The 23997-nt window shown below is 57.3% G+C and carries 18 protein-coding genes; 7 read left to right on the top strand and 11 right to left on the bottom strand.

Annotated features, from left to right (window positions below; genetic code table 11):
• Window positions 1-120 precede the first annotated feature (120 nt).
• Entirely contained in the window at window positions 121-921 is an 801-nt protein-coding gene (gene pgl / locus M504_RS15815) for a 6-phosphogluconolactonase (protein WP_047495608.1), read from the top strand.
• Window positions 918-1964 carry a glucokinase gene (gene glk / locus M504_RS15810; protein ID WP_047495605.1) on the top strand — a complete coding sequence of 349 codons (1047 nt, stop codon included), beginning with the start codon at window positions 918-920 and terminating at the stop codon, window positions 1962-1964. The genes pgl and glk overlap by 4 nt, the downstream gene beginning before the upstream one ends.
• A 94-nt stretch (window positions 1965-2058) precedes the next feature.
• Here the strand turns inward: glk and M504_RS15805 are convergent, their stop codons facing one another.
• The 4 genes from M504_RS15805 to M504_RS15790 all read right to left on the bottom strand — a co-directional run bounded on the left by M504_RS15805 (window position 2059) and on the right by M504_RS15790 (window position 4764).
• A complete protein-coding gene (locus M504_RS15805) occupies window positions 2059-2379 on the bottom strand; it encodes a hypothetical protein (RefSeq protein WP_052200915.1) in 321 nt (106 codons plus the stop codon).
• Between the two features lie 141 nt (window positions 2380-2520).
• Window positions 2521-3966 (bottom strand): Asp-tRNA(Asn)/Glu-tRNA(Gln) amidotransferase subunit GatA, encoded by a 1446-nt coding sequence (gene gatA / locus M504_RS15800; RefSeq protein ID WP_047495602.1) that lies wholly within the window; start codon window positions 3964-3966, stop codon window positions 2521-2523.
• Between the two features lie 97 nt (window positions 3967-4063).
• Window positions 4064-4435, bottom strand: coding sequence for an Asp-tRNA(Asn)/Glu-tRNA(Gln) amidotransferase subunit GatC (gatC, locus tag M504_RS15795; protein WP_052200914.1), 372 nt, complete (start codon window positions 4433-4435; stop codon window positions 4064-4066).
• Window positions 4432-4764: a DciA family protein gene (locus M504_RS15790; RefSeq protein ID WP_047495599.1), complete on the bottom strand. Its 333-nt coding sequence runs from the start codon at window positions 4762-4764 to the stop codon at window positions 4432-4434. The genes gatC and M504_RS15790 overlap by 4 nt, the downstream gene beginning before the upstream one ends.
• A 41-nt stretch (window positions 4765-4805) precedes the next feature.
• On the opposite strand from M504_RS15790, the gene tilS reads away from it, so the two are divergent.
• Complete coding sequence (gene tilS, locus M504_RS15785) at window positions 4806-5888, top strand: tRNA lysidine(34) synthetase TilS (RefSeq protein WP_232296323.1); 1083 nt, start codon at window positions 4806-4808, stop codon at window positions 5886-5888.
• A 221-nt stretch (window positions 5889-6109) separates the two neighbouring features.
• Window positions 6110-8029: an ATP-dependent zinc metalloprotease FtsH gene (gene ftsH / locus M504_RS15780; RefSeq protein WP_047495594.1), complete on the top strand. Its 1920-nt coding sequence runs from the start codon at window positions 6110-6112 to the stop codon at window positions 8027-8029.
• A 72-nt stretch (window positions 8030-8101) separates the two neighbouring features.
• On the opposite strand, the gene M504_RS15775 is transcribed toward ftsH, so the two are convergent.
• The 4 genes from M504_RS15775 to M504_RS15760 all read right to left on the bottom strand — a co-directional run bounded on the left by M504_RS15775 (window position 8102) and on the right by M504_RS15760 (window position 11888).
• Window positions 8102-9328, bottom strand: a complete 1227-nt coding sequence (locus M504_RS15775; RefSeq protein WP_232296322.1) for an acyltransferase family protein — start codon at window positions 9326-9328, stop codon at window positions 8102-8104.
• Between the two features lie 24 nt (window positions 9329-9352).
• A complete protein-coding gene (locus tag M504_RS15770; protein WP_047495591.1) occupies window positions 9353-10645 on the bottom strand; it encodes an MFS transporter in 1293 nt (430 codons plus the stop codon).
• Between the two features lie 80 nt (window positions 10646-10725).
• The gene (locus M504_RS15765) at window positions 10726-11268 is read right to left on the bottom strand and encodes a protein-disulfide reductase DsbD N-terminal domain-containing protein (RefSeq protein ID WP_084214466.1); all 543 of its coding nucleotides are present in this window, start codon (window positions 11266-11268) and stop codon (window positions 10726-10728) included.
• A 2-nt stretch (window positions 11269-11270) separates the two neighbouring features.
• Window positions 11271-11888, bottom strand: coding sequence for a TlpA disulfide reductase family protein (locus M504_RS15760; protein ID WP_047495588.1), 618 nt, complete (start codon window positions 11886-11888; stop codon window positions 11271-11273).
• A 150-nt stretch (window positions 11889-12038) separates the two neighbouring features.
• Here M504_RS15760 and M504_RS15755 point away from each other — a divergent pair, with 150 nt between their 5' ends.
• From M504_RS15755 to M504_RS15745, 3 genes are read left to right on the top strand one after another with little or no spacing between them, the layout of a single operon-like run.
• Window positions 12039-13835 carry a proline--tRNA ligase gene (locus M504_RS15755; protein ID WP_047495585.1) on the top strand — a complete coding sequence of 599 codons (1797 nt, stop codon included), beginning with the start codon at window positions 12039-12041 and terminating at the stop codon, window positions 13833-13835.
• A gap of 45 nt (window positions 13836-13880) precedes the next feature.
• Entirely contained in the window at window positions 13881-16490 is a 2610-nt protein-coding gene (locus tag M504_RS15750) for a PBP1A family penicillin-binding protein (protein ID WP_047495582.1), read from the top strand.
• Between the two features lie 12 nt (window positions 16491-16502).
• Window positions 16503-17801, top strand: a complete 1299-nt coding sequence (locus M504_RS15745; protein WP_052200913.1) for a DUF4010 domain-containing protein — start codon at window positions 16503-16505, stop codon at window positions 17799-17801.
• Between the two features lie 6 nt (window positions 17802-17807).
• On the opposite strand, the gene M504_RS15740 is transcribed toward M504_RS15745, so the two are convergent.
• The 3 genes from M504_RS15740 to M504_RS15730 form a co-directional block, all read right to left on the bottom strand.
• On the bottom strand, window positions 17808-18794 hold the full coding sequence (locus M504_RS15740; RefSeq protein WP_047495580.1) for a 3'-5' exoribonuclease YhaM family protein: 987 nt from the start codon (window positions 18792-18794) through the stop codon (window positions 17808-17810).
• A 108-nt stretch (window positions 18795-18902) separates the two neighbouring features.
• A complete protein-coding gene (locus tag M504_RS15735) occupies window positions 18903-20480 on the bottom strand; it encodes an FAD-dependent oxidoreductase (protein ID WP_047495577.1) in 1578 nt (525 codons plus the stop codon).
• Window positions 20481-20519: 39 nt separating this feature from the next.
• On the bottom strand, window positions 20520-23969 hold the full coding sequence (locus tag M504_RS15730; RefSeq protein WP_047495575.1) for a TonB-dependent receptor: 3450 nt from the start codon (window positions 23967-23969) through the stop codon (window positions 20520-20522).
• Window positions 23970-23997: the final 28 nt, after the last annotated feature.

Here is a 23997-nt window from a genome sequence, read left to right as displayed (position 1 = left end):
GCGCCCGTTTTCTTTGTGCGGAGCTTGAGGCGATCGTGTCGTCATTCTGTTTTGCTCAGGATGAAGGCCTAGACTATCTCGCAGCGTAGCCTCGCATCCGAAGAACAGAAGGAACAAGAAATGCCAAGAAAAACGATTGCCGATTATCTTGTCTACGACACGCCACAACGGCTGGCACACGCAGCAGCGGAGGTTTTTGCGAAGTATGCCGCAGATGGCGTCGCAGCGCGTGGCGTGGCGCGTATCGCTATCAGTGGAGGCAGCACACCCAAGCGTATGCTCGCCCTGCTGGCGGAGGAGCCGTTCCGTTCGCAGATTGACTGGGAAAAGCTGCGTCTCTATTGGGTGGATGAGCGCTGCGTTCCGGCGGATCACGCCGACTCAAACTACCGCATGACGCATGAACAGTTGCTGAGCAAGGTGCCGCTGGCAGAAGAGAACGTCTTCCGCATGGAAGGCGAGCTGAATCCTGAGGATGCGGCTTCGCGTTACGAAGCCACGCTGCGCAACAGCTTCCGACTGGAAGGCGCCGAGGCCCCTGCATTTGATCTTGTGCTGCTGGGTATGGGCGACGACGGTCATACCGCTTCGATCTTCCCGAACACCTCGGCAATTGACGCGATGGGAACGCTGGTGGCCGCGAATCACGTGCCGCAGAAGGATTCCTGGCGCATCACGCTGACGTGGCCGGTGATCAATCATGGCCGTCGCGTGGTGTTCCTGGTTGAGGGAGCGGCTAAGGCAGAGGTGCTGCGCGAGGTTCTTTTGGGCGGTTATGATCCAGATCGACTTCCCGCGCAACTCATTCGGCCTGAAAATGGACAGATTGGACTCTTGCTGGATGCCGAGGCCGCAAGGCGGCTGCCGAAGTCGGGCAAACACGGCGATGCGGAGACAGGAACTCTGGAGCTGACACGATGATTCTTGCAGGTGATGTAGGTGGCACTAAGGTTGATCTTGCTTTGTATAGCTTCACGGGCGGCAAGGTGCAGATGGTTTGCAATAAGAAATATCCCGCCGCGGGTTATGCCGGTTTACAGGATGTAGTGAAGGAGTTTCTTAGCGACCCGGGAATTGCTCCGGGCGTGGAGAAAGAGGTCATGGCTGCGTGCTTTGGCTGTCCTGGCCCGGTAAAGGATGGCCACCTGAAGTTGACCAACCTGCCCTGGGAACTGGATGCGCGAGAGTTGTCCAAGGGGCTGGGCATTGAGCATATCTTCCTGATCAACGATCTTGAAGCGAATGGTTTCGGTGTTGCGGAGCTTGGTCCAGATCAGATTTTTGAGTTGGAGGCAGGCGATAAGTCTGCGTTGGGCCATCGTGCGCTTGTCTCCCCCGGCACAGGTCTTGGAGAGGCGCTGCTCATCTGGAACCCTCTGGCAAGGCGGCATATGCCACTGCCTTCCGAAGGTGGTCATGTGGATTGGGCGCCGCGTAACGCGCTTGAGATTGAACTGCTGGAATACCTGTTGGAGCGGATGCAAGGGCGGATCTCTACGGAGCGTGTAGTGAGCGGTCTTGGCTTGAAGAACATCTATGAATTTCTGCGCGACGCAAAGAAGATGGAAGAGCCGAAGTGGCTGTGCGAACGCATGGAGACCGAAGATCCGAACTTCGTGATCGGCACCACGGGCGAGGATGGTTCGTGCGAACTGACCGCGAAGGTGCTGGAGATGTTCAGCGCGTCTCTCGGTGCAGAGTGCGGGAACATGGGACTGAAGCTACTGGCGGCGGGTGGCATCTATCTTGGTGGCGGTATTCCGCCGAAGATTCTGAAGACGCTGCAATCCGGTCCGTTTCGCGAGGCGCTGTTGGATAAGGGACGTCTGTCTCCGTTGCTTCACACGATGCCGGTGCGCGTCATTCTTGAAGACAAGTGTGCGCTTATTGGTGCGGCGGCGTTCGCGGAAGCTCGTGCTGCAGAGATCAGTGGGCACAGTGAGCGTGCGGCTTCGCAGCCGTAGGTGTTCAGTAAATAGTTTCATGCAATATACAAGGCCGGTGCGTCTCCGCACCGGCCTGAACCTTTTTTTCAGTTGAGATAGTTAATCTAGCGAACTACCGGCGATAGTAGCCGCCGCGACCGCCATAGTAAGGGCGCGCATAGGGACGACCGTAGTAGGGGCGCGGTCCATAGTAAGAGTAAGGACGCGGTCCATAGTATGCCGGGCCGTAATAGGGATAACCAGCGTAAGGATAAGGGCGAACGTAACGCGGGCCATAGTATCCGCTGTAATACCCGCCATACACCGGGCCGGTGCCAATGCTTACGCCGAAACCGACGCGCTGCGCCTCTGCCTTATGCGGTGCTGCGAATAACAGCGCACCAGCAAGGGCCGCGCCCGTAATCATTTTTGCAATCGTCGTCTTCAAGCTCATCACGTCACCTCTCTCGCGTCATCGTCACGCTTGATTCGCGTGTTCTCTGCGCACGTTGGTAAGAACACAGGTGCTGCAAAAGTGTTGCGCTCGCGATGTGGAAATCGCGAGCGCAGGATGTCCATGAGGTTGTAAGTGGTTTTATGTGTGGCTCTTCTGCGTATCTTCTACTGCCTGAGCAACTCGTAGAAGTTTGCCTTCCTGGAAGTGTCCCGCAAGTAATTGCACGCCGATGGGCAACCCATTCTTCGTCTCGCCGCAGGGAACACTGATGCCGCAGATGCCAGCGAGCGATGCAGCCACTGTATAGATGTCTGCGAGATACATGCTGATGGGATCGTCGGCCTTCTCGCCCAGCTTCCATGCAGGAGTGGGTGTCATGGGGGCGACGATGGCATCCACATCGGCGAAGGCCTTGACGAAGTCCTGCGCGATGAGTGTGCGCACCTGCTGCGCCTTGCGATAGTACGCATCGTAGTAGCCCGCCGAAAGCGAGTACGTGCCGAGAAGGATACGGCGCTTTACCTCTGCACCGAAGCCTTCTTCACGGCTCTCGCGGTATAGCGACGCGAGGTTCTTTGCGTTCTCCGTGCGATGTCCATAACGCACACCGTCAAAACGCGAGAGATTGCTGCTGGCTTCTGCTGTTGCCAACACGTAGTAGGTAGGCACAGCGTATTCGGTGTGCGGCAGGCTGATCTGCTTGATGGTGCAGCCCTGCGCCTTCAGGTCTTCGATGACCTTCTCCACTGCCCCTCGAATCTCTGCATCGAGACCCTCTGCGAAGTATTCCTTGGGAACACCAATCCTCATGCCTGCAACAGGCTTCTTCGATTCCGCAACGTAGTCGCTCAGAGGTTCCTGCGAGCTAGTGGCATCCATCGTATCCGGGCCTGCGAGAACGCCGAGTACTGTGGCAATGTCCTGCACGGAATGAGCCATAGGGCCAACGCGATCCAGTGAGCTGGCGAAGGCGATCAGTCCGTAGCGCGAGATACGTCCATAGGTCGGAAGCAGGCCGACAACTCCGCAGAAAGCCGCGGGCTGACGCACCGAACCGCCCGTATCTGTACCGAGCGAGATGGAGCAGAAATCTGCAGCGACTGCTGCAGCAGAACCACCCGATGATCCACCGGGTACGCGATCCAGGGCGCGCGGATTGCGCACAACGCCATAGGCACTGTTTTCGTTGCTGCCGCCCATCGCGAATTCGTCGCAGTTCAGTTTGCCCAGCAGCAGTGCGCCTGCTGCGTCGAGCCTGGCAACTGCGGTGGCGTCGTACGGCGGGTGATAGTCCTTCAGGATGGCCGAGCTTGCAGTTGCGGGTGCGCCCACCATGGTGAGGACATCTTTGATGCCGATGGGAATGCCAGCGAGCGGCGGTAGTTCCGCACCAGTCTTCACCAGTTCGTCAATGTGTTCGGCCTGGCGCAGCGCACGCTCTTCTGCCAGCGAAAGGAAGCTGTTGATCTCCTGCCCGGCAATCTGGTCGCCGGTGCGAATGCGCGAGAGGTAGTCCGCTGCAATGGCGGAGGCTGTGGTGTCGCCGTTCAGGATGGCGGCGCGAATCTCTGGGATGGTCTTCATGTAGCTTGTAGCCTTTACGCTTTCGCTCTTAGCTTGTTGGTTGCAGCGATGGAACCTGATTTGATCGGCATACGGCAGGCAGCGAGAACTCGCTTTCCTATCGCTCAATCACCTTGGGCACCTTGAAGAAGCGGCCATCGGTGTCCGGTGCTTCGTCCATCACCACGGTGCGATCCACGGAGGGCTTCACGGCATCCGGGCGCAGCGAACTGCCGCCCAGCGCAGGAGCCTTTTGCAGCAGTTGTCCTACCTGCGCCATGGGCTCTACGCCATCCGTGTTCACCTTCTGCAACTGGGCTACGTGCTCCAGGATGGCATTCAGGTCGCGCTGCATGCGCGGCTCTTCTTCTGCGGTCAGTTGCAGGTTGGCCAGCGCGGCCACGTGGCGCACATCGTCCAGCGTGACGGTTGCGGTTTCAGGATGCGGCACGGCTTCGGGCGCTTCGTTCGGATCGAATGTCTCGGTCATCGTTTCTTTCTGGCGGGCCTTGGTACTGCCGGGCGCTGTGGTGCGGCGGCGTTTTCAGGCAACACAAAAAGTATATCGGTCACGGGGATGCGGCTGATGCTGGCCAGGTCGCCGCGCAGTTGTCCGTGGATCATTTCAAGTTGGCGTTGCCATGCTGTGTCGGGCACGGTGACAGTTGCAACGCCGTCGTGGAACGAAGATACGGAAGTGCGGCTGGCCGTGGCATGCCCTGCGGCAACGGCCCACGCGGCTCCCAGGCGATCCAGAGGCGTGAGGGTATTCAGCGACTTTGCCAGGGAAGTTCGCAGAATGTCGCGCATGGCCTGCATGGTGTGTCTCCTCTCAGCAGCTTACCCGTAGGATGAAGAGGATGGCTGCTTCCTCTCGAGTCTCTCTTCCGATAAACCGTTCGCTGATGAAGATGGGCGAGCGTATTGCTGTTGCTGTGAGCGGTGGCGCTGATTCCACTGCGCTGCTGCTGGCGTTACAGGAAGAAGCGGCTGTGTTGGGTATCGGGCTTTCCGCTGCGCATTTGCACCATGGCATTCGTGATGCTGAGGCAGATGCTGACCTGAAGTTTCTGCGCGAACTCTGCGCACGGCTGGATATTCCTCTGCATGTGGATCATGCAGATGTTCCGGCGCAGGCCGCAACTCAGGGGGAGACGATTGAGGAAGCTGCCCGCCATGCGCGTTTGGCATTTTTCGATCGGTTGATGCAGCAGGGAACCGTCCGCTCTGTTGCTACGGCACATACGCAGGACGATCAGGCCGAAACTGTGATCATGAAGCTGATCCGTGGTGCCTGGACGGAAGGGCTGGGCGGGGTTTCTCCGGTGATGGAGCGGGCGTCCGGGAAACTCATCCGGCCGCTGCTGCCTGCGTCTCGGCAGGATGTGCTGGCGTTTCTGAAAAGTCGCAATCAGACCTGGTGTGAGGATTCGACTAATGCCTCCGCTGCGTACACGCGAAACCGTGTCCGAGGGACCCTGATGCCCTTGCTGCGGGAGTTCAACCCGTCCATCGATGCGACACTTTCTGCCACCGCTGAATTGGCCCGTGAGGAACATGCCCGGTGGCAACCGGAGATTGCCCGATTGCTCCAGCAGCTTGCGATGCCTGGAAAGCCAGTTCGTGGCGGTGGGCGCGCCGTTGCGACCTCGCCCGAGGAGCAGGGTGTGGCCTTCGAATTGGAGCGCCTGCGCACGCTGGACCTGCCGACGCGCCGACGCTTGATTCGCGCTGCAGTGGAGCGAATGGGCGTGCGTCTAGGGGCTGCCGAGACTCTGCGCATCCTTCTGCTGGCTGGGCTGGCTCCCCCTGAGACGCCCCCCGATCCAACGGTTCCCACAAAGCCGAACAGCCGGCTCCAACTGGCTCATGGGGTGCGGGCTGAGAGGTCGGTCCGGGAGCTCCGGCTGGTCCGGACGGTCGAGGGCAGCCCAAAGCGGTAAAAGCACTGTTGGAGTTGTCACAAAAACTATGCTTTCCTTCCACGTGCGTTACGGCAGGGGAGTAGAATCGTAGCGATTACGGTGTTATCGTCGCCGGACTAATCCGAACCCTGCCGCTACCCCATGCGTCTAATCAAGTGGGCCACGTATCAGGCAAGGGAGCCGGCCGCGACGAGCTTCACAACTCATCGCGCCGTGGCCGAAAAGAAGGGAACCTAACGTTGAATTCCACTGTAAAGACCGTCCTGATCTGGGTGTTGATGATCGCTTGTGTCATCTCCGTCTGGCAGTTCGTAATGCACAGCGCCACAGGCGGTCATGATTCGGCCATCAGCCTTACGCAGTTGCAGGACTACGCCGATAAGGGCCGCGTCGCTGAAGTTACGGTCAACGGAACTGACGTCACCGGCAAGTTCAAGGATTCGAAAGAGTCCTTCCACACGACAATCCCGGCAAATTATCCGGACCTGTACACCAACCTGCATGACAAGGGCGTCAACGTCACCATTAAGGACCAGTCGAACTCGTTCTGGTTTGCAGCATTGGTGCAGTTCCTGCCCATGATGCTCATTCTGGGCGTCTTCCTGTTCTTCCTGCGCCAGATGCAGTCGGGTGGCAACAAGGCCCTCAGCTTCGGCAAGAGCCGTGCACGCCTGCTTTCGTTGCAGCAGAAGAAGGTCACGTTCAAGGACGTGGCTGGCGTCGACGAAGCCAAGGAAGAGCTGAAGGAAATCATTGAGTTCCTGCGCGAGGCGCAGAAGTTCCAGAAGCTCGGCGGCCGCATCCCCAAGGGTGTATTGCTCGTCGGACCTCCGGGAACAGGTAAGACCCTGCTGGCTCGTGCCGTGGCAGGCGAAGCGAACGTGCCGTTCTTCTCCATCTCCGGTTCGGACTTTGTGGAGATGTTCGTCGGCGTGGGCGCATCGCGTGTGCGCGATCTGTTTGAGCAGGGCAAGAAGAATGCTCCGTGCATTATCTTCATCGACGAAATCGATGCAGTGGGCCGTCACCGTGGCGCTGGCCTCGGCGGTGGACACGATGAGCGCGAACAGACGTTGAACCAGTTGCTGGTTGAGATGGATGGCTTCGAATCGAACGAAGGCGTCATCCTGATCGCTGCGACGAACCGTCCTGATGTTCTGGATCCAGCGCTGCTGCGTCCCGGCCGTTTCGACCGCCGCGTCATCGTGGATCGTCCTGACATCCGTGGCCGTGAGGAAGTCCTCAAGGTCCACGCGAAGAAGGTTCCCATGGCCGACGATGTGAACCTGAACATCCTCGCCCGTGGCACACCGGGTTTCAGCGGCGCTGACCTGGCGAACATGGTGAACGAGGCTGCTCTTACCGCTGCCCGCCACAATCGCAAGGCTGTCCACATGTTCGACTTCGAAGTCGCCAAGGACAAGGTCCTGATGGGTGCTGAACGCAAGAGCATGCTGCTCTCTGACCAGGAGAAGAAGGTGACGGCGTACCACGAAGCCGGTCACACCCTCGTCTCTGCTCTGACTGAGAACAGCGATCCGCTTCACAAGGTCACCATCATTCCGCGCGGTATGGCGCTGGGTGTCACGGTGTATCTGCCGGAAGAGGATCAGCACACGGTCACCAAGGGCTACCTGCAGGCTCGTCTGGCCATGATGATGGGCGGACGCTGCGCCGAGGAAATCTTCCTGAAGGAGATGACCACAGGTGCAGGCAACGACATTGAGCGTGCGACTGATCTGGCCCGCAAGATGGTCTGCGAGTATGGCATGTCCAAGATGGGCCCCATGACCTACGGCAAGAAGGAAGGTGGCGAAATCTTCCTGGGTCGCGAGATCCAGCAGCACCGCGACTTTTCCGATTCGACGGCGCAGGCCATTGATGCTGAGGTCAAACGGTTCATGGATGAGGCTTACAGCCACGCCTATAACGTGCTGGATAGCAACCACGACATCATGCACCGCATGAGCCAGCTTTTGCTGGAGCGTGAGACGCTGGATGCCGAGGAGATCAAGCTGATCATCGCAGGCAAGGATCTGCCGCCGATGAAGTCTGCTCTCGCCTACGCCGAACCCGGCGGCGGCGACACGCAGAAGGTCATCAAGCCGGAATCTGGCCGCTCGCCGGGCTTCGGTGAAGGTCGTCCTTCTCCGGCGTAGTCTCAACATCACGAAACATAAGAAAGCCCACTCTTCGGAGTGGGCTTTCTGTTTTGTGCAAATTGCTACGGATCAGATCCTCAGGAAAAGCTTTCGCTGGAACATCCAGTAGAGAATCAGCCAGTACGTAATCATTACGGCGATCCCCATCATGAGTGGCTCAAGTCCGGCGCCAAAGATCATGAAGGGCCGAAGGCCAAGGTTGATCTGAAAGCTGCTGACGATGAACCTGCCCCACAGTTCTGCAATCAGGTAAGCCGCGATGGAGTTCATGCCAACTACCGTGAGCGGGAAAGCCCAACGACGGATTTGCTTCACTTCAATGATCCATGTGAACGCGGCGAGGAAAAGGAAGCAGACGCCTCCACTGAACAACGTCCATGCCGGTGTCCAGATGCGTTTTACGATCGGGCAGATGTGGCTGAAGTGAAGCAGTAGCGCTGCGGCGATCATGATGCCAGCGGCCTGCAACATACGGCGGAGGGGAACCCCCGGTTCAGCAGCCTTAATCCAGCGTCCGCAGGCAAGGCCGAGCAGCATGGTTCCGAGAGTTGGAATGAAGCTGAGTGTGAGATAGCCGCCACCGTTGTAAAGAAACTGATGCTCGCGCGGGAACAGGTTCAGGAACCAGACATCGAAGGCCTGTCCCAAATTACTGTTCTTATTCCAATGAGCCAGGAAGCCAGTGAAGTTGTGATACCAGTCCACAGGGACACCAACGGCAGCGTAGTTGAAGTCTGCCCCGGGAAGCGGATACAGCGCCCATGCTGCCCAATAGCCGACGAGAATTACACCCAGTGCCGTCCATTGCCATCGTGGTCGCGCGAAGGCCAGCAGGAAGGCGATCGGATATCCGAGGCCGATCTGCGTGAGTGTGTCTTCGAAGGTGAAGTTCGTCATCACACTATGGGTGGAACGCAGAAAGATGCCGAGAGCGATGAGCAGAATGGCGCGCCACAGCGTGTGCAGCATCATGCGAGGGAAGCCTTCACCTCGACGTAAGCGGCTGGCAATGGAGTAGGGAAGTGCGACACCGACGAGGAATGTAAAGCCAGGTTGAATGGTGTCGTGCAGCGACATGCCTGCCCATTCCACGTGGCTTTGGTTGAAGGCGAGAATGTGCCAGAAGCGGCTGTCGGGATATGCGCGGGAAACAGCGCCGAAACGCAACACCTCGCCCATCATGAGTAACATCACGAAGCCGCGATAGGCGTCCACTGCGATGTTTCGCCGCGGCGCGCTCTTTGCAGGTTCTGTGCTCGTCGGCTGTTGTGTTGTTTCCAATGTCAGAGAAGCCATCGGGTTCCTTCGTTTGTTCGCGATTTATGAAAGCGTCGGTGCGTTTGTGTCTTTGCGAAACGCCAGCAAAACCAGTGCGGTGCCAATGAGCAATGCTGCTGCTGTGCAGGAGAGTCCTACAGCGTAGCTGTGTGTGCGGTCGAGCAGCCATCCGGTGGCATACGGGCCAATGAAGCCGCCAATGTTGCCGATGGAATTGATCAATGCAATCGCAAACGCCACAGCAACGGGCGATATCCGCTGACTGACTGCTGCCCAGAAGACCGGCATGGAGACGTACACGCCAAAGGACGCGATGGAGATGGCAATCAACAGCATCGGCAGCGATGGCGCGAATGCTGTCAGCAGAAAGCCCGCGCAGCCGGAGAGAAACGATGCTGCGAGTATCCAGCGGCGATTACCACCGCGTGAAGCGATGCGGTCAGACCAGCGACACCACGGCAGCAGAAAAATAGCTCCTACGGCATAAGGCAGTGCGTTCAACCAACCCAGCCACCGCAGGCTTACTCCGTGACTGGCAATCAATCGCGGTGTCCAGAAGCCGAGTTCATAGAGACCGATCATCAGCATGAAGTAAGTGGCCGCGAGCATTGCCAGCAGACCCACGGGTGCGCGTCCTGAGCCTGTTGCATGGATGGTGGCAGAGGCCTCTTCTTCGATGCTCTGTTGCAGCATCCGCTTGTCTTCTTCGCTGAGCCATGTGGCTGTATCAGGGCCTGCATCCAGCAGCCACGGCACTGCGCACCCAAGAACGATGGCTGGTATCGCTTCCAGCAAAAACAACCACTGCCATCCATGCAGGCCGCCTACACCATTCATACGCAGGAGTGCTGCGGAAATGGGAGAACCGATCACACTGGATAGCGGAATCGCGAGATACAGCAACGCAAGTATTCCTGCACGAGCTTTTCCGGGGAGCCATCGTGTCAGGTAATACACAATGCCGGGCAGAAAGCCGGATTCCGCTGCACCGAGCAGGAAGCGCAACGTGATGTATTCGGGTGCGCCATGAACGAATGCGGTAGCGCAGCCAACGACGCCCCACGTAATCATCAACACCGCGACCCAGCGCGGCGCGCCGACCTTCACGATCATGTAGTTGCTGGGGATCGCCAGCACCATGTAGCCCAGGAAGAAGACGCCCGCGGCAAGCCCATAGGTGGCGTCCGACAGGCCAAGATCGTGATTCATGGTGAGTGAGGCAAAGCTCACGTTTACGCGGTCAAGAAACGCTACCAGGTACAGCAGCAGTGCCAGTGGCGCCACACGCAGAGAGATGCGGCGATAGAGCGCAAGTTGTTCGGTGGAATAGGCCACGGCGCAAGCCTACAGGAACATATGCAAGAAGCGCATTGCGTAAGAGCAATGCGCTTCGGAGGATAGAGGAAAACCTGTATTTACTTCGCGGTGTACGGCTGCTCGATGGGGAGCTTCTTCGGCGGGTAGCAGGCAGCGTGATCGCAGGCCTGGTAATACAGTTCGGCTTTGAGTGTGTGCTGGCCGGGCTTTGCCTTCAGGTGTGCAGTCAGAACGACGTCGCCCTGATACACATCCAGCTTCTGCTTGGGTTCAAAGGCGAAGGAGAATGGCTCGCCGGCCGGGAAGTCCACGTTCGTTACTTCCGGGTCACCGGGCAGCATTGCAACCGTGAGCCGCGTGGGGATCAGGACGTCGCTCTTCGGGCTATGCGAATTGATGTGAAAACCGGGGTCTACGCGAAAGTGCAGCTTTACGGTCGCAGGCTGATTGGCTGCGATGGACTGGCCGTCCGCGATGAAGTCGACATGGCCCTTCTTTGTCGCAGTGGGCTGGCCCACGTTCATGCTCTGTGCATGGGCGACGACGGTGCGAATGAGGACGACGACGACAAGCAAACCAACCCAAACAAGGACAGTGCGAAGCGTGGATGCCTTTGTGGTCGGTCTCTGTAGTTCGTTCATGACTAGCTTCCCGACACAATCTTCTGGATGTTGGCTTCAGCCTCTTCCTTCGGAGCCAGACCGATGGCTTGTGCCACGATCTTGCCGTTACGGTCGATGTAGAAGGTCGCGGGCAGAACATCCAGACCGCCGTAGGCGTTGCCCACTTTCTGGTCACTCATCAGGATGGTGTAATCCACGCCTGTGTTTTCCAGCACCTTCTTGATCTGCGCCTTAATCTCGGGGCTCTTGGCGTCTTCATCTTCGTTGATGCCGACCACCTGCAGGCCCTGCGCGGCGTACTTCTTCTGGAACTCCTCAAACCAGGGCATCTCTACCTTGCAGGGAGTGCACCAGGTGGCCCAGAAGTTCAGCAGAACGGGCTTGCCCTTGTAGTCGTTCAGGGAGACGCGTTTGCCGGTATTGCTGGTCAGGGTGAAGACGGCGGCAGGTTTACCACGGAGATCTGCGACCGGCGAATCCATGGACGCAGAAGCGCCGGGCTTGTCCACGGAGATGGTCATTTGGCGATTTTTCGCGTCAGCTTCCGCGGCGCGGCGCGCCTTCACATTGTGAATGCCGGCCCATGCCAGCACAGCTACGACCACAACAATGATTCCACCGACCAGGGCGTTTCGCATTTCGACAGAGACCTCAGCAATTACAGATGATCTCTACCAGTGTACCGATGCAGAGGATTATTGGGTGGCGCGAATACGGCAGACCGAGCCGGTAGAATAGACGGACACTTTGCCGCGCACTTTTTGCGGCCCAGAAAGCACACAAAAGCAATGCAACGCTGGTCCAAACTGTTTATTCCCACGCTCCGCGAAGCTCCCGCGGACGCCGAGGTGGCAAGCCACCAGATTCTGCTTCGCGCAGGTTACGTTCGCCAGCTTGGCGCTGGCATTTACAGCTACCTGCCGCTGGCTACGCGCTCCATTAACAAGATCAACGCCATTGTGCGTGAGGAGATGGACAAGATTGGGCAGGAGTTCTTCCTGCCGGCGCTGAACCCGCGTGAGATTTGGGAAGAAAGCGGTCGCTGGACGGGCATGGGCGACAACATGTTCCGCCTGAAGGACCGCAAGGGCGCGGACCTGTGCCTGGGCATGACGCACGAGGAGATTATGACGTCCATCGCGCGCAATGAGATTCGTAGCTACAAGCAGTTACCGCAAATCTGGTACCAGATCCAGACGAAGTTCCGCGACGAACCCCGCCCCAAGAGCGGACTGTTGCGTGTACGTCAGTTCACCATGAAGGACGCGTATTCGTTCGACATTGATCAGGCGGGGCTGGATCACAGCTACGACCTGCATGACGCGGCGTATCGCAGCATCTTTACGCGTTGCGGACTTGAGTTTGTCGGCGTTGAAGCAGATTCGGGCGCTATGGGCGGATCGCAATCGCAGGAATTCATGGTCTACACCGAAGCGGGTGAGGACTGGATTGCTTCTGCTCGCAATGAAGCTGGCGAAGTCGTTTACGCCGCCAACATTGAGAAGGCAACGTCGAAGTTGGAAGCTGTTGCTGATCTGGAAGCAACGGCAGGTGCGCCGGAGTTGGTGCACACGCCGGGACAGCGCACGATTGATGAGGTGGGCGAATTCCTGAAGGTGGAGAAGATTCACCAGATCAAGACGATGGCCTACATGGCCACGTGGCCTGCAGACGCAAAGGGTGTTGTGAAGACGCGTTCGCTCGTTGTCTTCCTGCGTGGCGATCACCAGTTGAACGAAGCCAAGCTGGGCGCTTTGGTGGCGGGTGCAGAGCTGCGTCCCATGGTTCCTGAAGAGATTGAGGCAGCATTCAATGCTCCTGCTGGTTACCTGGGGCCAATCGGTGTGGTTGCGGCGAAGGCTGGCGACGACAAGGGCATCATGGTGGTTCTGGATGCTGCGCTCGAAGGCCGTGCAAACCTGATCGCAGGTGCGAACAAAGAGGAATACCACCTTCGCAACGTGACGCCGGGCCGCGACTTTACGGCCACTGTTATCGCTGATGTTCGCAACATCAACGAGGGCGAGGCTGATCCCGTTGCAGGCATCGCGCTGCGTTTGGGCAAAGCAGTTGAGATTGGTCACATCTTCAAGCTGGGCTACAAGTACAGCGAGAGCATGGGGTCGCGCGTTCTGGATAAGAATGGCAAGGAAACCACGCCCATCATGGGTTCCTACGGCATCGGTATTGAGCGCATTCTGACGGCTGCGATTGAGCAGTCCGCGGCGAAGAACGGCAAGAACGACAAGGGTGAATGGAGCTACGTTCTGCCTGCTTCGATTGCGCCGTTTGAAGTGGTGGTTACGGTGACGAAGCAGACGGATGCGGCGTTGGCAGAGGCAGGCGAGAAGATCGCCACCGATCTGGAAGCGGCTGGCTTTGATGTTCTGCTGGATGACCGTGACGGTTCTGCGGGTGTGAAGTTCAAGGATGCGGACCTGATCGGTGTTCCGTATCGCGTGACCATCGGCAAGCGTCTTGCAGAGGGTTTCGTGGAGTTGGTGGATCGCCTGCAGGGACGAACGGAAGATGTTGCGGTTGCCAATGTCGTTACCGCTTTAAAGACAGCACGCCAGCAAGCCTAAGCGGGACGAAATACGTCCAAGAGCAGGGAAGAAGTAGGAGGACGATTGGCGGTCAAGCTTAAGCTCGGTGGCAGGCGCTACGACCACGAGGGGATTCCGGTGCATCATGGCACGGATCGTCCTTTGTGGAAGCGCGCCGTAATGGCGCTTCTGATTGTGGCGCTGGTGTGCCTCCTACTTGGCGCCATGATCTTCGGTTATTACTACAACCACTATCAGAAGGTTGTGGATGATCGGCTGAACAACGGGCCGCTGTTCTCCTCCACTGCACAGATCTTCGCAGCTCCGCGCGAGATTCGCCCGGGGCAGGATATGACTGCGGCCTCCATTGCACAGGACTTGCGGCGCGCGGGATACAACACAAATACGCAGCTTGGCACCTTTAGGGTTTCTGGCGACAGCATCTCCATCAAGCCGGGACAGGCATCGTTCCACAACACGGACGGCGCCACAATTAATACCAGCGGCGGCACGGTGCAGAGTATTACTGCTGAGAATGGTGTGGCGTTGCGTGCGTATGAGTTGGAGCCGCAACTCATCACTGGCCTGAGCGAAGATAAGAACCGCATCAAGCGCAGGCTGGTGACCTACAACCAGATTCCGAAACAGCTGGTGCAGGCTGTTACTGCGATTGAAGATCGCAGGTTTTTCGAACACAACGGTCTGAACTTTGGGCGTCTCATAAAGTGCGGCGTGCAGGATGTTTTATCGCAGCATGCGGTGTGCGGCGGTTCCACGCTGACACAGCAGTTAGCGCGCGGCTTCTTCCTATCGCCTGAAAAGCACGTAAAGCGCAAGCTGATTGAAATCATGATCACGCTGCAGTTGGAATCGCGCTTCAATAAGCAGCAGATCTTTGAGATGTATGCGAACCAGATCAACCTTGGGCAGCGTGGTTCGTTCGCGGTCAATGGTTTTGGCGAGGCTTCGCAGGCGTACTTCGGTAAGGATCTTCGCCAGTTGGATGTGGCGGAATGCGCGCTGTTGGCGGGCATTATTCAGCGGCCCAACTACTTCAATCCGTTTCGTCATCCGGAGCGTGCTCTGGAGCGTCGCAACATTGTTTTGCGTTCCATGATTGAAACGGGTGCATTGACACCGCAGGAAGAAGAGCGTGCGGAAGCGGAGCCGATTCGTCTTGCTACACAGAATGTGGATGCGAGCGAAGCGCCTTACTTTGTTGACCTGGTGCACGATCAGTTGCAGCAGCGTCTAGGCGATCAGGCGAATGGTGGAACGCTTCGTATCTACACATCGCTTGATCCAGAGTTGCAGAAGGCCGCGGCGGAAGCCGTGGCGGAGATGATGCCGCGCATTGATGAAATGATTCGCAAGCGCCATAAGGGCGATGCGCCAATCAAATATCCGCAGGTGTCACTTGTTGCATTGGATCCGCACACAGGACAGGTGCTTGCTCTGGTGGGTGGACGTAACTACGGATCCTCGCAGTTGAACCATGCGTTGTCGAGCCGGCCTACGGGATCAATCTTTAAGCCGCTGGTTTATGCAACTGCTTTTTCGCAAAGCGTGAATGGACAGCCGCTGGGGGACACTGGAACATTTACCGCGCTGACGCAGCTGAATGACGATCCGCAGGATTTTGGTACAGGTGGTCGTTCCTACACCCCCGGCAACTTCGAACGTGGTGAATATCCCGGCATGGTGACCGCGGCAACAGCCTTGTATCACTCGCTGAACATTGCAACCATCTCACTCGCGCAACGTGTGGGCTATGAGAATGTGGCAGCGATGGCGCGTTCCGCCGGCATCAATTCTGCACGTCCCACGCCTTCTGTCGCGATCGGAACTTACAGTGCAACGCCTATGGATATGGCGGGTGTGTACACCGTGTTTGCGAATGGTGGCGTCCATCTGAATCCGTGGCTGCTGGCCAGCGTGCGCAATGACAAGGGCGATATCGTAGCCGACTTCACGCCCGAAGCGCGGCAGGTGATGGACCCGAAAGCCGCCTACCTGACGCAATCGCTGATGGAAGGCGTGGTGACTTACGGCACTGCATCAACTGTTCGCGCATTGGGCTTCAAGGCACCGGCTGCTGGTAAGACGGGTACATCGCATGATGTGTGGTTTGCCGGTTATTCGTCGAACCTGCTGTGCATCGTGTGGATTGGCAATGATGACTACACGGATATCTCTGACAACCTGAGCAAGAAGGTGCAGGGTGCAGACACCGCTGCGCCCATCTGGGCAGAGTTCATGAAGCGTGCGATCCAACTGCCGCAGTACAGCGATATGAAACAGTTCGCCGCGCCGCCCGCAGGCGTGACGAATTACCCCATCGATCTCAGCTCCGGACAGATTGCTGATGGCAGCTGCTCTGGAAAGACTGCGACGATGGCATTTCTGGACGGAACACAACCGCATAACACGTGCAGTCACATGGGCGATGGCTCAGGCCTGATGGACAGCCTCTTTGGCACAAATAGCGATACCGCAGGAACCAGTGTGAATGGTGGCGGCATCAATAGCGGGGCGCAACCCGCCAATGGTTCGCAGCCTGCTGTTGGGCCTGACGGACAACCACAGCAGCATCGGAACTTCTTCCAGAAGATGTTTGGTCTCGGCAAACACAACGACGAAAATAATCAGCCGCAGCAACCTGCCCCACAGCCTGCGCCTACTACTCCACATTGAGACCACGAGTGAATGCAGCATTACGCTGAGTTACTTCATCCTGACGGCACACAATTTCCTCCGGACCTCACCGCGCTGAAGCTAGGTGTGGCGCTGGCTATTGGGCTGCTTATCGGGTTTGAACGTCAGTGGTCGAACAAGGAGTTTGGTGTTCGCACCTTCAGCCTCAGCGCCATGCTGGGTGTGCTGACTTCGTTCCTGTCGCCTGCGATGCAGGTTACGGGCATGGTCGGCGTGATCATGCTGGCCATCATGCTCAATGTGCGTGACATCCTGGAAACAAAGTCTGTTGAGGGAACAACCTCCGCAGCCCTGATGGTCACATTTGTGCTGGGCGTGCTTTCAGGACAGGGGCACATATTCACGGCAATTGCCGGGGCCATTCTGACAACCTGGCTGCTCTCTCTGAAACCGCAATTTCGCGCTCTAACGGGCGGTGTCACGACAGAAGAGATGCGCAGCGCTCTGCTGCTGGGATTGTTCGGGTTCATCATCTGGCCGTTGTTGCCCAACCACTTTGTCGACCCGTGGCATCTGTTGCAGCCGCGACAGGCATGGCTGACGGTACTCGTCGTCGCCAGCATTGGTTTTCTGAATTACATTCTGCTGCGACTGTATGGATCGAAGGGCGTGACGCTGTCCGCCGTTTTGGGTGGATTGGTGAACTCTACGGCGTCCGTTGTGGAGCTGGCGACGACTCTGCCTGCAGCCGGAATGTTGCGAGAGACTGGGGTTGCCGTAACGTTCACCACGATTGCCATGCTGTTGCGGAACCTTGCGCTGCTAACAATCTTTGGTGGCAATGCTGCGGCGCAACAGGCTTTCTTGCCGATGGCAGGAATGTTAGCGGTAGCAGCGGTGTACATCTGGCTGCAACGGCGTGCCGCGGATGATCAGAAGGATGTTGCGCTGAATCTGGATTCGCCGATCTCGATTTCAAAAGTAAGCCGCTTTGGCCTGCTGTTTCTACTGATTCAGATCGTAGGGACGCTGGCTACGCGTTGGCTCGGCAGCGAGGGTTTGCTGGTGGTCAGCTTCATCGGCGGCGCTGTTTCCAGTGCAAGCAGCACTGCCGCTGCTGCGAATCTTGTGGCACACGGCGACGCAAGCGCGTCGCAGGGCGCTATGGCGGCTATCGTCACCTCAATGGTCAGTGCCGCGGCCAATCTTCCGTTGCTTTATCGCCAAGATCAGGCGCGCCCTATCGTTCGCAGCATTGCTATTTGGACAGCATTAGAGGTTGGTGTTGGCACCACGTTGCTGCTACTTCAGGTTCATCTGCAGCATGCAGGTTTGTTGCAGATGAGATAAGTCGCGCTAGGACTCACCTGCCAGATACGCCTTTGAGTTAAGCAAAGGGCGCTCCATGGAACGCGAGAAGTCTGTGACTTCATCGGGCTGCTTGCCGCTTTCCACTGCCTTGGCAAACTCGGCTCGCATATTTTGCATTTTCGCTTCCAGATCATCGATGGCGCTGAAGACGAGTGCTTCTGGCGTCATGGGGAGCTTCGGTGAACCGAATTCAAACTTGCCGTGATGCGACAGGATCATGTGTTCCACAAGAATGCGCAGGCGATCCGGAAAGCCAGGAATGGCTGCGATTTTTTCCTGCAACATACGGATAGCGATGGTGATATGACCCAGCAACTGGCCTTCGGTGGTGTACGAGAAGCTGGACTTCCAGGCGAGTTCGCGCACCTTGCCAAAGTCATGCAGGATGGCGCCGGCCATCAGTAGATCAGGGTCGACTTCATCGGCATATTGCGGTGCAACGCGCGCGCAGAGACGAAGGAGAAAGACTACGTGCTCCAACAATCCGCCAATCCATGCGTGGTGCAGTACCTTTGCGGCAGGCGCAGAACGAAAGGCTGGTCCAAGTTCGGGGTCGTCCAGAAAGCTACGGACCAATTGTTGCAGCCACGGGTTGCGGAAGCCTGCGACATAGCCGTTTAGCTCTGTCCACAGAGCGTCCACATCATACTGCGTGGCTGGCTGGAAGTCAGTGATGTCGACTTCTTCTTCGGTGGCTGGGCGCATCTTTTGAAGGTTGATCTGGAATCGGCCGTTGTAGCGTTCGATACGCCCCATAGCTTTCACGTAGCAGCCTGCGGTGCAGGTGGTGAGCGATTCTGCGATCTCGTCCCACATGCGTGCATCGAAGTTGCCGGTTCGATCGCTCAGCGTGAGCGCAAGATATTGCCCGCCTCCCTTTTTGTCTCGCGCAGACATCTGCGACATCAAAAAGTAAGAGGTGACAACGGCGTTTTCATACGTCGCCGCATCGGCAATATAGAAGTCCTTCATGCATTCAGAATACTTGCGGCAGCCGTGAATGCCAGTGGCCTACAGGAAAATGGTTCCGCACAGGATTCCCTATTTCGGAAGTCCTATGCGGAACCGGTTTGGCGTAAGTTACTGAGGCAGAGAGAGCACCGCTTTTTCGCTACGCAGAGTGCCCTGCAGCTGCTTTACGGGAACCCGTGCTACCGGGAGCTTGTCGTGTACGGCAATGGCAGCAGCTACGCCTGCGGCTTGCCCAAGAATCATGTATTGCGGTTCCATGCGAATGGTGGAGTATGCAACGTGGCTCGCGGAGAAGCACACCGGCACCAGCAGATTCTTCACCTGCGTTGCATTGGGCAGCATTACGCGATACGGAATTTCGTAAGGCTTGGTGACGACGTACTGTTCACCTTCATTCTCCACATACCCGTCCGGCGTAGGAATGCGGCGCACATGATGCGAGTCGCTCTGGTAGGAGCCCATACCAATGGAGTCGGGTTTTCCAACGTTGGTGGTGATGTCCTTCTGCGTCATGACATATTCGCCCAACATCCGACGGCCTTCGCGAACGTAAAGCTGAAAGGGCCAGCCGTGTTCGTCGAGAAACTCATCCTTCGCCAGGCCGTAGCCGTTCACTTCATCGTGCAGTGCTTTCGGAACGCTTGCGTCGTTGGCGAGGAAGTAGAAGAAACCTGCGTCGTAGTTATAGTGGTCCTGCCAGATTTCTTTCTGTCGAGCGTAGCTTCCAGAGGGGTAGTCCCAGTTTGCTCCAATGTGATCCGTGGAGAATCCGCCGAAACTATTGATGTCGAATTTGCCGTTCGGAAGTGGAGACATGATCATCAGCTCACGTATATGTGGCGGATGACCTTCCGCCTTTTCGAGTGCTGCAAGATAGCGTTTCAGCAGCTCGTAACGGTATGCGTCATAGCCCGGCGGCTTCGGGAAGGGGATCATGTTCTCCTTCACGTTCGTGAGACACATGCGAAAGCCATAGGCTTGCACGTATTTGTCGCCTGAACCCATAGGGCCACGCGGCAGGTTCTGTACCTCCGGCAAAAGTTTTCCTGGAGCGGCCCATGGTGACACTGGAACGTTGAAGTGATGGTCTGGACGCTGTCTTCCACGAACGCCGGCAATGGATTCGTTGTATTCGCTCTCCGGTTCGCGTCCCCACGTGTATTTCACACCGGCTTCGTTCATCAGGTCGCCTTCATAGCTTGTATCCATGAAGACCTTGGCGCGCAGAACGTCTCCGTTCGTAAGTGCAATGGAGGTGATGTCGCCTTTACTCATGGTTACGCCGCCATGTTCTTTCAGGCGTGCGCGCGGAATGTATACGACCTTGGTCTCGTTGAGCATTTCATGGAACACCTGCTCCGCAACACGTGGTTCAAAATTCCATTCGAGCGTTTCGTTATAGTGCTTGCCAACGCGTTCGAAGAACTCACGAGACATGCCACCGATCACGGCGTCCTTTCCGCGGTCGGAATGGCTGAGGCCTCCGGTGACCATACCACCTAAATGTTGATCGACACCTACCAGCGCGACGTTCATGCCATGTCTTGCTGCAGAGATGGCTGCGATGACTCCGCTTGCCGTTGTGCCGTAGACGACCACGTCAAACTGTCGTGGCGTGGCGCCCCAGCCCATGGTGCTGATGCTCAGTGTTGCAAGGATTGCAGTTGCAAATTGCTTCCAGCGCACGTTCTTTTCTCCTAAGTTTCGTTTGTGTATCAATGCGTTCTAGCGGCTAAGGTGGACGCCGATCTGGAAGACGCGAGGATCCATGGCGCTGGTGATCGTTCCAAAGAGAGCATTGGTGTTGACCCCCGTGCTATCTGGAGTGAACGACGTGTTGGGGTTGTTGAGATTGGGATGATTGAAGAGATTGAAGGCCTCTGCGCGCAGTTCCAGTTTCCATTTCTCCATGATGATGTTCTTGATCAGTGAAGAGTTCACGTTGGTGAACGCAGGACCGCGAGTTGCGGGCAAAGTGCGTGGCGCGTTGCCAATGGTGTACGCCGCAGGGTTCGCAAAGGCAGCGGTGTTAAACCATTTGCTGATGCTTCGCTGACTGCCTGACAGCGTGGGATTGCCGACGAGATTTGGGAATGGTGTTCCGGTGAAGTTGTTCGATCCCGTCACTGTCAGCGGTGTGCCCGTCTGCCATTGAAGGATGCCCTGTATCTGCCAACCGCCGGTGAGCACGTTCAGCGCACGATGCGATGGTGTTCCGATGGGAAGCTCCCACACGCCCGAAGCAGAAAGGTTCTGCGACGTATCATTCGGATCAAGGGAGCGCTCCAGATAGGGGCGATAGATGGGATCGCGGTAGACGCCATCTGCGCTCTCACCGGAATCCGATGACGTGGAGTCGTTAATTAACTTACTTTTCGAGTAGGCCAGTAGCAGCGTGAGGCCGTGCGAGTAACGATGTTCTGCGGTAGCCTGCAGCGCGTGATAAATGCTCATGGCCCCATGGCGTGCCAACGTAGTGACGCTGAGGTAATCGGGTAAAGGCAGCAGCGCTTGCGACTGCGAGATGGTTGTACCGGAGAGAGTTCCGGTCGTGATCTTGCCGTAGAACGGATTGGTCACCTGATTCTGCAATCTGGTGCCGTACTGTGCGTAGTACGCGGGGTTCAGCGTGTTGATGTTGTAGTTGCCGCCCAACAGATGCGTTCCCTTGTTGCCCACGTATGCCGCGGATGCAGTCCAGCCGCCCGGGAGCTGACGCTGCACAGCGAAGTTCCATTGCAGGGAATAGGGCGTGGGAGCATGAGGATTCTGAAAGAAAACGCTCTGTCCGCGATAGGCAGTTGGACCGCCGGCTGCTCCAGTAGGTGCAATGAGTGCGGAGGGTCCCTTGGAAAGTTGGAACGCCGAATAAGGTCCGTTGCCGCTGAAGGTGGTCTGTGAAGAGAAGCCTAGTCCCGTGTTCGTTACCTGGTGAATGTCCGCGGATTCTACGGGGTTGTAGATCATTGCTATACCGCCTCGAATCACTGTCTTGTCGTCTGCGGAGTAGGCAAAGCCAAAGCGTGGAGCGATGTTGTTTGCGTCGTAGCGGACGAACAGGCGCGAGCCGTTCACACCTGCGTATTGCATTACTCCAGGCAGGCCTGTCTGCGAGTTGACGAGATAGGGATTAAAGGTGGAGGACCATCCATGACGTTCCACTGGCGGACCTGAAATGTCATATCGAATGCCGACGTTGAAGGTCAGCCTTGATGTGACTTTGTAATCGTCCTGCGCGAAAATGCCACCTGCCCATGACTTCGTTGCGAAGGCGGGGTTGATGGTGAGTTGGCCGCCCGCAACCTGTCCCAGAAGATAGTCAGCAAAGGCGACGCCGGTTCCTGCGGGCGATTGCGGATTGTTCGTGTATGCACCTGTGAAACTGAAGTTGCCGGAAGGATAGATCTGGCCAAGCTGGTTGTAGCGCGTGATGTGGTCCTCTACACCGAATTTGAAGCTGTGGCGTCCGCGAATCCAGGAGACGCTATCTGCAAACTGAATCACCGTGCCAATGCGGTTTCCAGCCGTGAACGTTCCGGTCGTTGGGCCAACGGCAATCAGACCGCTGACGGCTACGGAGGGAAACAGTGTCTGCGGAATGATGGAAGGGAAGCCAAGTGTCTGCGGATAGTTTTTGTTGTATGAGGGGGCGAGGAAGGTCAGCTTCTGGCGAACAAAGCTGGCACGAAATTCATTCAACAAAGTTGGTGCGAACGTGTGCGTCTCGCCCACGGCGAAGTTGTAATTCTTACGTGTGTCGTTACGGGCAAGTGGATCAGAGTCACCCAGCCCGTAACCCACCGTGTGTGTCGTATTCAGGTTTCCGGCGTAACGGGCGAAGATACTGTCTGAATCGCTGATGCGGTGATCGCCTCGAATGGCAATGATGTCCTGATCGATTCCGCCTGTGGCTTCCGAATAGAAGTTGTTGGCGTTGGTCCTGGGGTCCACCGGAGCGATGTTTGGTTGGGGATAGTACTTAAGAACCGCCTGCGCTACAGGGTCGAACGTGGTGATCTTATTCCCTGCAAACCGCGTGCGTATAAAGCCGTTTCCTGCGGGATTCGCCACTGTGGTTGAGGGATCGTAAATAGGAATCGGAGTTGTTGAGGTGGCAGTAGCGTAGGTCTGGGAGAAATCGCCCGAACGCTGCAGGGCAGTGGGCACTGTAGAACGTTGCAGCGAAGCGCTGCGCTGATGCCACTGCTCATAGCCGAAGAAGAAGAAGGTGCGGTCATGGCCGTTGTAAAGCCAGGGAATGCGCACTGGTGCACCGACTGTGCCACCAAATTGGTTGTAGCGCAGGATCGGTTTTAGGCGGCCGGTGACGGGGTCTTTGGTGGCGAATCGGTTTACGGAATTGAGTATGTCGTTCCGTACGAATTCATATGCCGTCAGGTGGATGGCGTTGGTGCCGGTCTTGGTGGCCAGATTCACATATCCACCGGAACTCATACCGAACTCTGCGGCTGGTGTGTTGGTGATGACGCGAAATTCGGCGATGGAATCCACCATGGGGACAACGGACACCTCATTGATTGTCGGAATCGTGTCCATGGCGCCGTCGAGCAGGAATTGATTGCCGAGTGTCGAGCCGCCATTGATGCGCAGGCGGGAGAAGCCCTGGTTGCTGGCATCGGCAAAGCCGTTGGAGGCGCGGGATGTAGTTTGGACGCCCGGCACGAGCAGCACCAGGGTGAACGGCTGGCGTCCGTTCAATGGCAGCTCCTGGATGGCTCGGCCCTCGATGACATTGCCGACGGAGGATTCGTCCGTTTGCAACGGTGCGGTGGTCGACGTGACCGTGATCGTCTCTGACGATCCGCCAGTCTTCAACGAGGCATCAGCGCGGAAACGTTGCCCCACATCAAGGGTGATCCCGGTTTGTTTGAAGCCGGAGAAGCCTGCGGCCGCAATTGTGATGTCGTAGCTGCCGACGGGCAAGAGAGGCACAGTGTAGCTGCCATCCGAGGAACTCGCGGCCTGGTAGGTAAGACCTGTCCCGTGCGCGACGACGGTGACCTGCGCGCCCGGCACGACGGCCCCGGTGGCATCAGTGACAGTGCCGGTGATGGTCGCGGTCGCAGTCTGAGCCATCATCGCAGCCGGTACAGAGAGCGCGGCAGCAGCTGTTAGGAGGATTCTGGGAGCGAATCTCTGAGAGGAAATCAACATATGGGTGGTGCCTCCTGAAACGCGGCAC

It is taken from the genome of Terriglobus sp. TAA 43, from assembly GCF_000800015.1.
GTDB lineage: Bacteria > Acidobacteriota > Terriglobia > Terriglobales > Acidobacteriaceae > Terriglobus.
The sequence above is the reverse complement of the archived record's forward strand: the minus strand, read 5'-3'. Positions and strand labels throughout refer to the sequence as shown.